Here is a 14,185-nt window from a genome sequence, read left to right as displayed (position 1 = left end):
AACAGGACCGGCGGGACCGGCTCCTGGTCGACCTGCGCGACGGTCACCCGGGTCCAGCATCCCGATCCGTTGGCCGCCCTGGATCAACAGGCCGTCCTGCGCGCACTCATGGAGCCGTCCCTTCCCTTCGCGGTGCGGAGCCCTGCTCCTCCAGCAGCGTGGCCAGTCCGTCCAAGAGGCGTTCGAGGCCGAAGGAGAAGCGAGCCTCCGTGGACGGGTCGGTCAGGTCGTCGGCGAGGGCGACCAGGCTGGGGAAGGAGTCCCGCGGCAGGCGGCGGAACTGCTCACCCGCGGCCGTGGCGGCCTCACGGCGGCTGGCGCCCATGGCCTCGGACGCGGAGATGGGCCCCTGCTCCTGGAGCACGAAGCCCTGGACGAACGCGCCGAGCAGGTAGCTGATCATGGCGGCGTCGGCGTCGGAGAAACCGGCCTCCCGCAGGCGGGTGAGCTGGTCCTCCATCAGGCGCAGCAGGTGGGGCCCGGGGGCGAGACGGCCCGCGACCACCTTGGCTGCGTCGCGCTTGCCGAGCAGATGCCGACGGTAGCGCACGCAGTACTCGCGCAACTGCTCGCGCCAGTCGCCTTCCCGCGGCGGCGCCTCGGCGTCGGCCATGAGTTCGTCGGTGAGCAGGTCGAGGAGTTCCTCCTTGTTGCGCACGTGCCAGTACAGCGAGGCCGCCTTCACCCCCAGCTCGGCGGCGACCTTGCGCATCGACAAGCCGCCGATGCCTTCGCGCTCCAGCACCCGCAGGGCTGCCTGGACGAGCGCCGGGCGGGTCAGCCCGGGCTGCGACGGTCCGTCGTGAGGGCTGTCCTCCGTGGCCATCGGCCACCTCCGTCCACCGGGCCTGCCGGAAATCCCGCTTGCCATCTAACACCGTTAGGTGCAGTCTAGCCGCACCGAACACCCAACTAACACTGTTAGGGAATGTAAAGATGAAGCCGCCCGGCCGATACAAGGGGCAGACGGGGCACAAAGGGCTCGTGCTCGCCACCCTGTGCGCCACGATGTTCATGGCGATGCTCGACAACGTCATCGTCAACAACGCATTGCCCCACATAGGCCGGGAACTGCACTCCGGCGTCAGCGGACTCCAGTGGGTGGTGGAGGGCTACAGCCTGGTCTACGCGGCCCTGCTGCTCACCGGCGGCACCCTGGGAGACCGCTACGGCCGCAAGCGGATCTTCATCACCGGCCTGGCCGTCTTCACGGCGGGCTCGGCCGCAGCGGCACTCTCCGGCTCCACCGGCCCGCTGATCGCCGCCCGGATGCTGCAGGGCCTCGGCGCGGCACTGCTCACACCGGGCAGCCTGTCGATCCTGCGCCACGTCTTCACGGACGAGAAGGAGCGGGCCCGGGCCGTCGGCCTCTGGTCCGGCGTGTCCGCGCTGGGCCTGGCCATCGGCCCGGTCCTGGGCGGACCGATGGTGGACACCTTCGGCTGGGCCTCCGTCTTCTGGATCAACGTCCCCGTCGGAGTGGCGGGGCTGCTCCTCGCGGCCCGGGTACTCCCCGAGTTCGCGTCCCGCGCCACACGGCTGGACCTGCCCGGCCAGGCGCTCTCCGCACTGGGATTCGGCGCCTTGGTGTACGCGCTCATCGAGGGGCCCGCCCGCGGCTGGAGCGACACCCGGGTGCTCGCCCTGGCCGCGGTGGCGGCGCTCGCCCTGCCCGCCTTCGTCGCGGTCGAGGCCCGCAGCGCCGACCCCATGCTCGACCTGGGCTTCTTCCGGGACCGGGTGCTCACCGGCGCCGCGGTGAGCGGCTTCATGACCAGCTTCGGCATGTTCGGAGCCGCGTTCTTCCTGCCCCTGCTCATGCAGAACGTCATGGGCTGGTCCGCGGCGGACGCGGGCCTGGCAGGCCTGCCGATGACGGCGATGATCGTCCTCGCCGCGCCCCTGTCGAGCGCGCTCACCTCACGCCACGGCCCGCGACTCCCGCTGGTCACCGGCCTGGCCCTGTGCGCCACGGCACTCGGCGCCCTCTCCCTCTACGGCGCCGACGCCCGCTACCCGCAGTACGTCTGGGTGCTGCTCACCATGGGCCTGGGCATGGGGATGACCTTCACCCCCGTGTCCATCACGGTCATGCAGCGCGTCGACCCGGCCCGCGCCGGCATGGACTCCGCAACCCTCAACACCCTGCGCGAGACCGGCGGCGTCATCGGCGTCGCCGTCCTGGGGGCCGTCCTCAGCAGCCGCCTCACCACCACCCTCACCGAGTCGCTCCACCGGCTCGGGGCGCCCGCCGAACTCGCCCACCACCTCCCCGGCCCGGCAGCGGACAGCACCGCCGCCCTCCCCGCCCCCGTCCGCGACGCCGTGAACGCCGCCTTCATCGACGCCCTCCACCTGGCGCTGCGCTGCGGCAGCGCCGCCCTGGCCGCCGCGGCACTCCTCGTCGCGCTGCTCCTGCGCCCCCGCCGAGACGTCACCCCACCACCCACCACCGCTCGACCGACCCCGCAACAGGAACCGCAGACAACCCCTCACTGATCCGTACGGCGGCGGCCCGGCCCCCTGCGAAGACCGGACCCGGCCGGTGGAGCCCTGCGCCCGCCCCCTGCGAGGCAGGCCACCGGAACCGGGGCTCCCCCGTGCGGGGGATCGTGATCGTCCGCACGGGCGACGCCCTGTCGTCGGAGGTTCGGCGACGGTGGAGTCATGCCGATCAACCTCGCCCTGGGCAAAACCGAGCGTCCGGTGCCCCGTTGGGCGCTCCTCTTCGCGAAGGCCCTTCCGTTCGTCGTCCTGCCCCAATGCCTGTGGCGTCTGCCGTTCGCCTTCGACTTTTCGATGGGAATGATCGATCCGGCGGCCCCACCCATGCCGTGGTGGGCCCCGCCCTACGTCGTCGGGCTGAGCGTCTTCACCGAGGCACTGGCCCTGCTCTGCACCGGCCTGGTCAGCGGGTGGGGCGAGAGGGTCCCGAACTGGATACCCCTGATCGGCGGTCGCCGGGTCGCGCCGCTCGCCGCGACCGTTCCGGCGGCCCTGGGCGGACTGGGCCTGGTCGCGATGTGGGACACCATGCCACTCGCCTGGTTCGGCGTGCTGGGCTTTCACGAGGTCGCCTTCACCAACGGCTGGTGGATGCTCCTGGCACGCGTGTGCATCGCCCCGGCCATGCTGTGGGGCCCGATCGTGCTCGCCCTCACCTACGCCTACCACCGACGCCGCCGATCGGCCTGACCCCCAGGTCAGGCCGGAGCGAATGTGGACATCCCACCTCCGCGCGCGTCGCGCTGCTCACAGCCCGTCAGGGCACCCCTGGGGGGCTCTTGATGGTGTTTTCCAGGGCGGTGCGCAGGATCTGTCCGGTGGTGATGATCAGGGCCACGATGACCTCCCGCTCGTCGAGGGCCTCGCGGGGCGCGGTGCGCTTGCTCGTCGGGCGGGTGCCCCACCGATCGGACCACGCCTCCAGGGCTTGGATGTGGGGGAGGTTGCTCCAGTAGACCCCGTGGTGGAGCGGCGCCCAGAGGCTGTTGGGGAGGGTGACGCAGAGCCGCGCGGTGAGCCCCGCGCCGCCAAAGGGGCCGGTCCCCCCGAGGGTCTGCCCGGCCTGGCGCGCGCCGTCGGGGATGGCCGCCCACGGCCGGATCCACCCGCGGCCCTCCAGCTCGGCGCGGAGCGCGGGGGCAAGCGCGCGCCGGCGGGTGACCCGGTGATGCCCGGTCTCGCGTAACCGGTCCCGCTCGATCCGAATCCGCTCCCTGGCCCCGCGCAGGGCGGCGCCGCGCAAGGTCAGGGTCCCCGCTGCCCGCTCGACGCCGGCCTGCCACCGAAGCTCGTCGGCCTGCTGCTCGGCAACAAGGTCGTCGAGCCGGTCGAGGTCGGCGGGCGGTACCGCGATGACCATCGTGTGCCCCATGCCCCTCAGTATCCAGGGTGGCGCGCTCCCGACGGTTCGGACGGCGAACTGCGTCCGGAGGCGGGCTGGTTGGCATGGGTGGGCGGCCCGGGGCGGGCCGCCCACCCGTGTGGTGGCGGGTTAGTGGAAGACGACGGCGCGGAAGCGTGCGAGGAGGGGGCTGCGTCCTACGAGGGGTCGGAGTTCCCAGGTGTCGCCTTCGCAGTCAGCGGTCTGGTAGAGGGTGGCGGTGCTGGTGGTGCGGTTACGGGCGCGGAATGCGGGGGTGTTGAGGACGGCGGGGAGGGTGATGCATTCGCCGTTGTCGGGGTCGTAGAGGGTGTCGCGGATTTCGGCGTTGTTGAGGTTCAGCGCGCTGTACTCGAATTCTCCGACGGCGGCGGAGGAGGGTGTGGCGGTGGTGAGTGCGAGGGCGAGTGCGAGGGTGGCGGCGGCAATGGGGGTGCGCAGTCGCATGGGGTTTCCTTGTCCGGGCAGGGGAGTTGGTGCACGGCGGGAGTATGCGCTGCCTTGACGCCGTGTTCTCCCGATCCTGCCCAAAGGGCGGGGGGAGGTCGGCTGGACACCCTGCGGGATCATCCGTATGGAGGACGTGTTGTTATCGGGCTGGGCAGTCCCCGGACCAGCCGGCGTGTGTATCTCTATAGATACTCGTCACTGCCTGGTTCTCACTCTGGTGTGGCCTGTTTCTACGGGATCTACTGGCCTCAAGTGGTGCTGGACGGGGACGGGGACGGGTGAGGGTGGGGCGGTATGCCTGTCGGCCGATGGGGTGATGGGGAAACGTCACTGCGGGTGGGACGCTGTTGTGTTCGCTGTTTTCCGGGAAACCGTGGTGTGCCCAGGCGTTGCCTTCTCCGAGAGGACACATTCATGCGTATGCGCAGTACTCTGGCTGCCGGTCTCGGCGCCCTTGCTCTGCTCGTCACCCTGCCTGCTTCGCCGGCCGCGGCTGCTGATGGTGCGTTCAGTTACACGTACGTGGGTCCTGGGGGGATCTCGTTGCGTCACCATCTGACGAACCCGGAGAGTGGGGAGTGCATCATCATCCCCGAGACCGTTGGCAATAACTTCCCCGCTCTGGCGCCGAACAACGACACGAACGCCACGGCCACCGTCTTCCACGACACCAACTGCGAGGGTGACGTCTTCTACGTCATGAACCCGGGTCGGCACCTCAGCAGGAGGCTCGAACTCCGTTCGGTCATCTTCAGCTGACCCCCGCGCGTCACCCCTTGGGGCGGATGCCCGCCCCAAGGGGCCCGGGCTGCTTACGACGCCCGTCGGATCCCGCTGATCCTGGCCCGGTGCACTGTTCACCAAGTGTCGCCCGCGAACGGGTGAATCGGTGATGGGTTTCTCCGGGTGGGGGTTCTCAGGAGGCCGGTGGTGCTGGAACGGGCTAGCTTTGATTCTGGACGACCCGCTTCCTCAGGAGGACATCATGGGTGTCAAGTATCAGCCGGAAGCCGCTTTCAGCCGGAGTCGGAACCGCGTGACGGGGTTTGTTTTCTCGGTGCGGTCCCTCGTTGCGAGGACGACGCGGCGCCCTCTGCCCGTATGGGAGTACGGCATCGGCATCGCGGCGCCTGAGGGGAAGAAGAAGTAGCAGCCGCAAGTCGGCCGATCTACTCTGCTCTCGACTTCGTATGACGGCTCGTCAGTTCGTCTGGCGGGCCGTCTCCTTTTGGTCCGGTTGCCGGGCTGTGATCGGCTGAGTCATGGAGGGTCATCGGGTATGAGTTTCCCGGATGGGGGGTCGGTCGGATGTTGATGGGTTGGAACAGGTTCGGTTTGGCGTCGTATGACGAGCTCGGGCGGCCGGCACGGGACGCCGACGCTTGGTGGTTTACGCAGGGTGTTTTGGTGGTTGCGAGTGCGTCTGCCGCGAGGCGGGTATTGGCGGCCCCGGTCAGCGAGTTGTCGGTGCCGGAGATCTTCGCCGATACCGTCCAGGCGCCTGTGGTGAGCACATCGCAGACGTCGCGCGGTGAACGCAACAGCGCGCTGAGAGCCACCATGTCGGGTCCGTGGCTGCGTGAGCGGGCCGCCGATCTGGCCGGTCGCGCCGAGGCGTACCTCGATGAGCACCCTTTGCCGGAGCGGTGGGAGGTGTTGCCCACCGTTTTGGACATGACCACCGCGTTGGCGACGTATCTGTGCCTGGGAGCGCATTCCGAGACGTTGTTGGACACCTCGCGCCGACTGCGGGCAGCCACACCCGACGCCCTGGCCCACGGTCCGCGCCGCTTCGCGCGTCGGAGCAACGCTGCGGGGCGTTTCGAGAACGAGGCACGGCGGACCGGCGACTGTATCCGCACTCTCCTGCAAGACGTGCCCGCAGCCACGGACGGTGCGCCGCGGGACGTGCTCGGGCATCTGGTGCACGGGGACGGGGCGCCCTCTGGCTGGCGGGACGATGAACGGGTCGAGGCGCTGTGGCTGCTGCTGTATACCGCTCAGACGGCCCCGGCCCTGTGCACGGCCTGGCTGTTGTACCTCCTGGCCGGACATCCGGAGATCCAGGACGAGGTCCGCGGTGAAGCCCTCCGTAGCTCGCCCGGGGACTCGTGCACCGGATCCACCTCGATGCTGCGGCACTCCACTCAGGAATCGCTGCGCATGTTCCCGCCCACCTGGTTGCTGGGCCGGGTGGCCCGGCAACCCGTGGAGATCGCCGGACACCGGCTGTCCCCGGGAGAGCAGGTGCGGGTCGCGGTGCAGCTGATCCACCGTGACCCGCGGGAGTTCCCGGCACCGGACACCTTCAACCCGGCCCGCTGGTCGACTCAAAGCAGCGCGACACGACCACCCCTCGACGCCTTCCTTCCCTTCGGCGCAGGTCCCATGTTCTGCAAGGGCACCACCTGGGTCTATGCCCTGGCATCCATCTCCACGACCGCGATCCTGCGGCGCTACCGCCTGACCGGCCTGCGCGCCCCTCGCCCCCGCCCCCGTTCCGCCGCACACCTCGAACCCACCGGCCTCGTCCTGCGCTGCCGTCCGGCAGACCACTGACAAGCCACCGCCGGACACCGCGACGCGGGCCCGACCCTGGAGGCGCAGCCGGAAAGGATCGGTCACTGCTCGGGCAGCCCTCAGTACCTGATCCACATCCCCGCTTCGACGGGCCCCGCGCCTCAAGGCCGTTGGCTTCGCCCCCGGGTCTGCCGCTCTGGCCAGTGCTGTAGCGTCTCGCCCCATGGAAAATTCGAACACGCCTTTGTATGTAGCTGCCGACATCCACGGCCACCGGGCGGAGTTCCTCCAGGTGCTGCGTGACGGGGGACTGGTCGACTCCGCAGGGCGATGGTCTGCGGGCGACGCTCGGCTGTGGCTGCTCGGTGACTACGTCGACCGCGGTCCCGACGGTACGGGCGTCATCGACGAGGTCCGGAGACTGGCCGACGAGGCCGCTGCCGCGGGCGGCCGCATAGGTGCCCTGCTCGGCAACCACGAGGTCCAACTGCTCGCAGCGCACCGATTCGGTGACACGAGTGTCGAGGGACTCGAGCAAGAGGGCGGTTTCCATGGTGGCTGGGCCCGATTCGGCGGCCGCGAGGACGACCTGCGCCGCCTCACCGCGGACCACGTCGCCTGGATGACCAGCCTGCCTGCCGTAGCCCTCGTCGATGGCCACCTCCTCATCCATTCCGACACCGCCAGGTACCTGGAGTTCGGGTCGACCATCGAAGACGTCAACACCACGGTGTCCGACCTCCTGAAGTCTTCGGACGCCACCCTGTGGCTGGAGTTCTGCCACCGCATGAGCGACCGGGGGGCGTTCCGCGACGCCGAGCCCCAGCACGTCGACGACCCCGTCTCGGTCATGCTGCGCACACTCGGCGGCGACGTACTCGTCCACGGACACAGCACGCTCACGAAGCACTTCGACATCGCGCCCGGCGACGTCCGCGACGCCCTGCGCTACGCCGCCGACCGGGTCCTCGCCATCGACGGAGGTGTATACGAGGGAGGCCGCATCCTTCTCACCCGCCTGTCCTGACCCGCACAAACCCCCGACGATCCCGCCCCAGTCACCACCTGGCACCCGAGGGCCCTGAAGGCGGAGCCGGCAGAACTGAGAGTGGGAGCGAAGAGTTCGAGCGGGTCGTGTTCTACAGCGTCGCCGGGCTGTTGGACCGGGAGTATCCGCTGCCGGCACGGCTACCCGCGCTGCGGTGGGCTGGTCCATGCACCGCGCGGTCGGCGCTGGGGTCCGCCAGTCGACTGGCGGAGTGCCGGGAGCGGCGGCGGGGAAAACGACAGGGCCGGCCCCGGCGGGGGTCGGCCCTGCGCGCGGCACACGCGCTGCAACGTGGGTGCCGCTGTGTCCCTGTCTGCGAAGCCGTCAGCATTCGAGGGGGGATCCGCCGGTTGCCCGGTCGGTTCTGCACCCCACGGTGCCTTGCCGGCGGACCGCAACACAAGCGGGGCTTGGACGGCGATGGACGAAAGGGGGCTGGCAGGTAGTGAGACTGCGGGTGGTCGTAGCCAGACCGTAGAGCTGGGTGCCCCTGCCGGCGGAGTCGGAGAGCAGCTGCCAGGATTCGCCGCAGGTCAGAGGGCAGACGCAGTAGAAGGTGTTCCTCCTGCCGGCCCTGGACGCGAGCGAACGAATGAACGGGCATTCCTCACATTCAGGATGCAGCGAAGCTAGTGAGACTTAGGCCGTGGAGCCGGGTGCTGGCATCCTGGTGTCTCCGGCGGGCGACTGCAATCGCCCCCGGGCGCGCCCTACTTGGCGTGAAGCCGTCAGCAGGAGGGGGGAGCATTCCGCTCCCCCTCGCCATATTGAGGGGGAACCGGGCCGTTCCGTGCTCCCCGAAAAGAGGTGCACGTGGAACAGCGGGTGAGCGGGATGCGGGACCGGCTGGGCGCGGCTGGGGGTGCCCGGTCGGGTGCGGTCGTCCAGATGACGGTGTCTCAGGCGGCGGTGGTGTGCACGGTGCTCGTGCTGGCCGCGGTGATGCGCCTGTACGGGAAGATGCAGCTGGCGGAGATCTTCCAGCTCCTGGGAGGCGCGGCCGGGATCGGCATGCTGACCGTGTTCACCGTCACCCCGGGTGGGCGCGGCATCGTGGCCGAAGCCGTGCGGGGCGCGCTCCAGGCCGGCCGGTAGGGGGCCGGGGCTTCGCCCGAGCTGATCACCACGCGCGGCGCCCTGTCCGAGGCGCTGGAGTACTTCTACGAGCGGGCCGGTGCCCCCTCGTTGAGGCGGCTCCAGGAGCTGGCGGGAGGGCCCCATCTGCTGCCGGTGAGCTCGGCCGCGCGGATCGTGAACCGTCAGGCCCTGCCGGTCAGCCGCCAGATGGAGCTCTTCAACGAGCAGAGCCCGAAGGACGAAGGACTGCTCGCGCAGCTTCGTGTTCGGGGTCGGCAGGCAGCCTAAGAGAGCAGGGCCTCGCGGGCTCCCTCATGCCGAGTCGATGCCGAGTTCGGCGAGCGCGGCGAGCTGGGCGGCGTCGAGCCGGTCGCGGCGTGCCGGCTCCAGGGAGAGAACCGCCCTCGTGTCACTGAGGGGGAGGGTGGTTGGGTCATGCCCTTTGGCTGCCCGCGAGACCCTGCGGCAATCCCTCGCTTCTGCCGGCGGGGCGATGAGGGGGTCGCGCGTGGTGCCGTATTTTTGCCGCAGGGCGGGTTGGGGGAGGGGTGCTGATGAGCGATGCTCTCGCGGGGATCGATGCCATCGACTGGGCGGGGATGGGGCACGCCTACGGTACGGCCGAGGACGTGCCTGGCATGCTTCGGGATCTGTACCGGCCGGAGAAGGCCGCTGATGCGGCCGATGACCTGCTCACGCATGTCCACCACCAGGGTGGCGCGGTCTGCTCCGCGGCGCCAGCCGCTCTGGTGTACGTACTCAGGGCAGCGGCCGATCCGGCCATCGCTCCGGCTGTCCGCCTCGAGCTCCTCGAGCTCGTCGGGGCTTTGGCCTACACGGCGAACACCGCGGAGCCCCGCTGGGTCGCCCGGGCCTGGCCTGCTTCCTGGGACCTGGCGGTAACGGACCTGCTGCCGTTGCTCGACGACCCGGAGCCCTTGAACCGTATTGCTGTGGCCGACGCCCTCGCCGAAGCTCGCCACAGAGCCGACGAGGTGATCGCGGCACTCCGGGCACGATGGGCCCGGGAGCCGGAGGAGGAATCGCAGGCCCAGCTCATCGATGCGGTCGGCTCACTGGTCCCGTACGCCGACGCACAACGCGACGACGCCCTCACTTGGCTACGACAGCTCATGCACGATGCAGCGCCCGCCATCCGCCTCTTCGCCGTCCAAGCTCTGCGCCGCGCGCTGCCGGGGCACGACGACAGCGCGTACACGCAGACAGTCTCCGGGGTGCTGTTCGGCGGCAGCTCCCCGGCCACCTGGAGGCCGAGCGGAGGCGTGTCCCAGTCGACAGTCGGCTGGGCGATCGGGCTCTTGGGAGAAGACCGGGCGAACCGAGTCGATGCGGTCCTGAGGTTGCTGACACATCCGGACGCCTCGGTACGCGCGGGCGCGCTCCGGACGGCCGCCGATATGCTCAGCCGCCGCCGTTCTGCCGTACCCGTGCTGCTCCCTGCCGTGGCCCGCCTGCTGTCCGACCCCGAGCCCGACAATCGGCTCTTCGCAGCCCGGGTCCTGGGCATGTGCGGGCATGCCGCCCGCCCCTGGGCGGACGCGCTGGCGGCCATGGTGACGGACCAGGGCGAGCCGTACCTGCCCGCCCAGGACCACGCCGTTTGGGCGTTGTCCCGGCTCCGCGACGCCCGATGCGTACCGCCGCTGGTGCGGCGCCTGTCGGGCGAGCGGCTTGGGTTCGGGTACCACGGTGTCCACGCCGACGGCTGGGGGACGTACGAGCTGAGCCTGACCGAGACCGCTGGAGGACTCGGGACCCACGCCGACGTGCTGATGCCACCGTTGCGTGCCCGGCTCGCCGTAGCCTCGACCCTCGACGAGCGTCGAGCACTCTGCCAGTTGCTCGAGGCATGGGGTGCGGCCGCGGCCCCAGCGATCCCGGACCTGATCGGTCTCCTGAGCACCGACGCCGCAGTGTGGGCCCTGGATGCCCTCGCCGCGATCGGTCCGGCCGCAGCCGAGGCCGTGTCCCCCGAACGGTTGCGGGCCTTGCTCGATGCCCCGCCCGAGGGCCAGACGTTCGCACCGCGCTGCCTGGCCCTTTCGTACGGCCGGCTGACCGGCGACCGTACTCCCGCACTCGAGCTGCTGCTCCCGCGGCTGGGCGAGTCCTATGGCCAGAACAACCCCGCGACCCTGCTGGGAGAGATGGGTCCGGCTGGCGCCCCGCATGTTGAGCAGCTGCGCGAACTCCTCCACGTGCACAAGGAAGGCTGGCTGCCTCTCCGTGTCTCCGAGGCTCTGTGGAAGATCACCGGACGGACCGACGAGGTCGTCCCCGTCCTCGTCCGGTCCATCGCCCCGTTCGCTGAGAGCGGCGGCGCCTACCGGGCGATCACTGAGACAGTGAAACTCCTGGCCGCGATAGGCACGCCTGCAGCCTCTGCCGAGCCGGTTCTAAAGGCGTTTCTCGACGCCGACGAGCGGCCTGTCCGGCACGGGACATGGCGTTCGGTACCGGATGACAACGAGTTGCGTGATGCCGCGCACGCCGCATTGCTCGCAGTCTCCGACTCCATCCCGCGCGAACTCCAGCCTCCGTGCTGAGCATTGCGCCATCCAGGTAGCCGTTGAGATCCCCGAACCAGGTGCTGTGCAGGTTGGTTGAGTACTGCGCAGGTTCACTGATCCGCGACACGACCTGCCTGCCGCACACCAGATCGCCATATCCGACCGATTCCCATATCTATCCGGATTACAGAATGAATCACATGAGGCAGGTCTGCTGCCACCGACAAGCTAGGAACAGAACTGGCAGGAACAGCTACTACACCGGCCGCTTGACTTGGTGGCGGGGCCGGGTCTGACAAGCTTGCCCTGGGCCCTTTGTTCCCCGGCGCCGGTTAGGCCGTGACCACCCCCGCGCAAACCGGGAGGTTCTACCGTTGAGTCTCCTGTGCTGGATGCTTCGTACCCGGCCCCGCCAGGGCTGACCCTAACTCCCGTCACTGACACTGCTGGAATCGAGGGGGCACTACCTCTGAGGTGGGCGCCCCATTGGCCGTCATGGAGCGATGGCCTTGCGAACCCTGCCTGCTGCCAGCCGGTCCGCGTAGCGGGCCTGTCCTGGAGGCGAAGCCGGAAGGCCCGCCCACCGGGCGGGCCCGACGGCCGGCCGTGGCTTGGAGTGGGGCGGCAGGTGCAGGAGGTGCCTTGGCCGAGTCGGGGAGGCTGTCAGGCGGGTCCACCGCGGTTGTGTGGAGTTCCTCTACGGTGGAGGGTGTTCCGGGGAGTCACCTGTTAGTTCCCGTAGGTGCGATCTGGCTGCCTTTATAGGTTTCTAGTAGGCCCAGGACCGTGATGGCGATGTACGCCCAGACACAGGCGCCGTCGAGGTGATTGCACCTTCATGTCTACAGCCCCCCGACTTGTACACCAGCGATGTTGGCACAGTAGGTGGTCCCTGGACCGTTCCCACGTCCGGGGGTCCACGCTAGCCACCCCCTACTGCTGCTGGTTTGGCCTGCGAAGCAGGCCTCGGCTCTGGAGGCGGAGCCGGAAGGGCCGGGGTGGGGGAGCGGAGCGGACCCGCCCAACGGGCCGGAGGCCCGTACCCCATGAAATGGGGTCACCTTCCGCGCGGAGCGCGGAAGGTCTTGAGGCCGGCGAAGCCGGCCTGCTCTGGTGGAGCGCAGCGAGGCCTGTTCGGTCGTGAGCGTGCAGCGCTCAGGTACCCGCTCCGGGGTGCGGGTGTGTCCCCACTTGCTCGGGTAGCGGGTTGTGCTGGTGTGAGGTGGTTTTCCCGGGGGTGTCTTGCGATGGCGGGGCCGCTGTCGGTGTTGTGTGGGGGTGACAGGCGGCCCCGGTGGGGTGGTGGGGTGGTTTTAGGCGGGGGTGCAGCCCATGAAGTTGTAGTTGCCGCTGGGGGTGGAGGGGGGGATGGAGACGACGTCGGTGCAGTTGAAGGTGACGTTGGTGCCGAGGTTTTCGCGTGTTGCGAAGTCTTCGTAGGTGGTGAAGGTGACCCGGGTCGGGCCTCCGGTGGGTTCGGGGGTGCAGTCCGCGAAATCGGGATCGGCGGAGGCGATGGGTGTGCCGTCCGACTCGCGGTAGCCGATTCGGCAGGTGGTGATAAAGGGGTTGTCCAGTGTTACGGCGCTGGCGGGGGTCTTGGCGTGGGTGGGTGCGGCCTGTCCGGGTGTGGTGCCGAGGGCGAGGGTGCCGAGGACACATGCGGTCAGGGTGAGGACGTGGAAGCGCTGGGACATGGGTGTTCTCCTGACTCTTGAGGGTCTGCCGGTCAGGGGTGGGAAGTACGGGGACCGGCTAGCAAAGGGCATTTCCACCTTACTACGGACCATTACGCACAGAATTCGCACCATCACACACAGTGGCCATCACCGTCATCGATAGCGGACTGGTCCTGTAGGCGAAGCCGGAAGGACCCTGGGCGGGGGAGCGCAGCAGACCCCCCTGAACGGGCCGAAGGCCCGGACCCCGTGAAACAGGGTCACCTCCCGCGCGCAGCGCGGGAGCCCGAGGCCGGCGAAGCCGGCCCGTTCCGGTAGAGCGCAGCGGAACCGGAACCAAGTCCGAGGTGAAGCGCAGGACTCCAGGCCCGAAGGGCCAGCCGTGGCTCGCAGTGAAAAGGGTCGGCATGGTGGCGGGGCCGGGTCTGGCAAGCTCGCCGTGGGCCCTTTTGTTCCCCGGCGCCGGTTAGGCCGTGACCACCCCCGCGCAGACCGGGAGGTTCTACCGTTGAGTCTCCTGTGCTGGATGCTTCGTACCCAGCCCCGCCCACCGCTGACCCTAATCTCAGTCACTGACACTGCGACTTGGCCCGGTCGGCGGTCCGCGGCACAGTACCCGGGGGTGCCGGGTTTCACGGGATGTTACACAGCTGCATCCCGTGATGGATGCAGGGTGGTGCTGCCAGCCGCCCGCGGAGCGGGCTGGTCCTGGAGGCGGAGCCGGAAGGGCCCGGGTGGGGGAGCGGAGCGGACCCACCCAACGGGCCGAAGGCCCGGAACCCGTGAAACGGGGTCACCCGGGCCCGCGGAGCGGGCCGTTCGGGGACCGAGCGCAGCGCTGCCCCCCGAACCCGTCCGGAGCGCAGCGCAGGACCCCGGCCCGAAGGGCTGGCTCTGGCCCGAAGGGCCGGCCCTGGCCCGGCGCAGCCGGGCCGCCGAGCGCAGCGAGGCGGGTCCCTTCCTGAGCGCGCAGCGCCCGTCACTAATACACCTC

Annotated in this window: 12 protein-coding genes; 8 read left to right on the top strand and 4 right to left on the bottom strand. The window is 69.6% G+C overall.

The annotated features are described in order from the left end of the window. Nucleotides 1-106: 106 nt before the first annotated feature. Nucleotides 107-826, bottom strand: a complete 720-nt coding sequence (locus ACFWAR_RS14385) for a TetR/AcrR family transcriptional regulator (protein ID WP_385776734.1) — start codon at nt 824-826, stop codon at nt 107-109. Between the two features lie 158 nt (nt 827-984). Here ACFWAR_RS14385 and ACFWAR_RS14380 point away from each other — a divergent pair, with 158 nt between their 5' ends. Both ACFWAR_RS14380 and ACFWAR_RS14375 read left to right on the top strand, forming a co-directional pair. After that, the gene (locus tag ACFWAR_RS14380) at nt 985-2,499 is read left to right on the top strand and encodes an MFS transporter (protein WP_385776732.1); all 1,515 of its coding nucleotides are present in this window, start codon (nt 985-987) and stop codon (nt 2,497-2,499) included. A gap of 168 nt (nt 2,500-2,667) precedes the next feature. Further along, a complete protein-coding gene (locus ACFWAR_RS14375; protein WP_385776730.1) occupies nt 2,668-3,195 on the top strand; it encodes a hypothetical protein in 528 nt (175 codons plus the stop codon). A gap of 67 nt (nt 3,196-3,262) precedes the next feature. On the opposite strand, the gene ACFWAR_RS14370 is transcribed toward ACFWAR_RS14375, so the two are convergent. Then, the gene (locus ACFWAR_RS14370) at nt 3,263-3,877 is read right to left on the bottom strand and encodes a hypothetical protein (protein ID WP_385776728.1); all 615 of its coding nucleotides are present in this window, start codon (nt 3,875-3,877) and stop codon (nt 3,263-3,265) included. A gap of 120 nt (nt 3,878-3,997) precedes the next feature. Beyond that, on the bottom strand, nt 3,998-4,333 hold the full coding sequence (locus tag ACFWAR_RS14365; RefSeq protein ID WP_385776726.1) for a hypothetical protein: 336 nt from the start codon (nt 4,331-4,333) through the stop codon (nt 3,998-4,000). A 423-nt stretch (nt 4,334-4,756) separates the two neighbouring features. Between ACFWAR_RS14365 and ACFWAR_RS14360 the strand changes: the two genes are divergently transcribed. The 6 genes from ACFWAR_RS14360 (at nt 4,757) to ACFWAR_RS14335 (ending at nt 11,548) form a co-directional block, all read left to right on the top strand. Beyond that, nucleotides 4,757-5,095 (top strand): hypothetical protein, encoded by a 339-nt coding sequence (locus tag ACFWAR_RS14360; protein WP_385776724.1) that lies wholly within the window; start codon nt 4,757-4,759, stop codon nt 5,093-5,095. Nucleotides 5,096-5,803: 708 nt separating this feature from the next. Then, a complete protein-coding gene (locus tag ACFWAR_RS14355) occupies nt 5,804-6,895 on the top strand; it encodes a cytochrome P450 (RefSeq protein WP_385776722.1) in 1,092 nt (363 codons plus the stop codon). A gap of 184 nt (nt 6,896-7,079) precedes the next feature. After that, entirely contained in the window at nt 7,080-7,883 is an 804-nt protein-coding gene (locus tag ACFWAR_RS14350; protein WP_385776720.1) for a metallophosphoesterase, read from the top strand. 834 nt (nt 7,884-8,717) lie between these two features. Further along, a complete protein-coding gene (locus ACFWAR_RS14345; protein WP_385776718.1) occupies nt 8,718-8,999 on the top strand; it encodes a hypothetical protein in 282 nt (93 codons plus the stop codon). A 90-nt stretch (nt 9,000-9,089) separates the two neighbouring features. Beyond that, a complete protein-coding gene (locus ACFWAR_RS14340; RefSeq protein ID WP_385776715.1) occupies nt 9,090-9,269 on the top strand; it encodes a hypothetical protein in 180 nt (59 codons plus the stop codon). A gap of 266 nt (nt 9,270-9,535) precedes the next feature. Next, nucleotides 9,536-11,548: a hypothetical protein gene (locus ACFWAR_RS14335; protein WP_385776713.1), complete on the top strand. Its 2,013-nt coding sequence runs from the start codon at nt 9,536-9,538 to the stop codon at nt 11,546-11,548. A 1,277-nt stretch (nt 11,549-12,825) separates the two neighbouring features. Here ACFWAR_RS14335 and ACFWAR_RS14330 read toward each other — a convergent pair. Continuing rightward, on the bottom strand, nt 12,826-13,209 hold the full coding sequence (locus ACFWAR_RS14330) for a hypothetical protein (RefSeq protein ID WP_385776711.1): 384 nt from the start codon (nt 13,207-13,209) through the stop codon (nt 12,826-12,828). Nucleotides 13,210-14,185 lie beyond the last annotated feature (976 nt).

The sequence above is a fragment of the Streptomyces sp. NPDC059917 genome (assembly GCF_042730635.1).
Lineage (GTDB): Bacteria > Actinomycetota > Actinomycetes > Streptomycetales > Streptomycetaceae > Streptomyces.
Note: the sequence above shows the minus strand (reverse complement) of the source record. Positions and strands in the feature narration are given on the sequence as shown.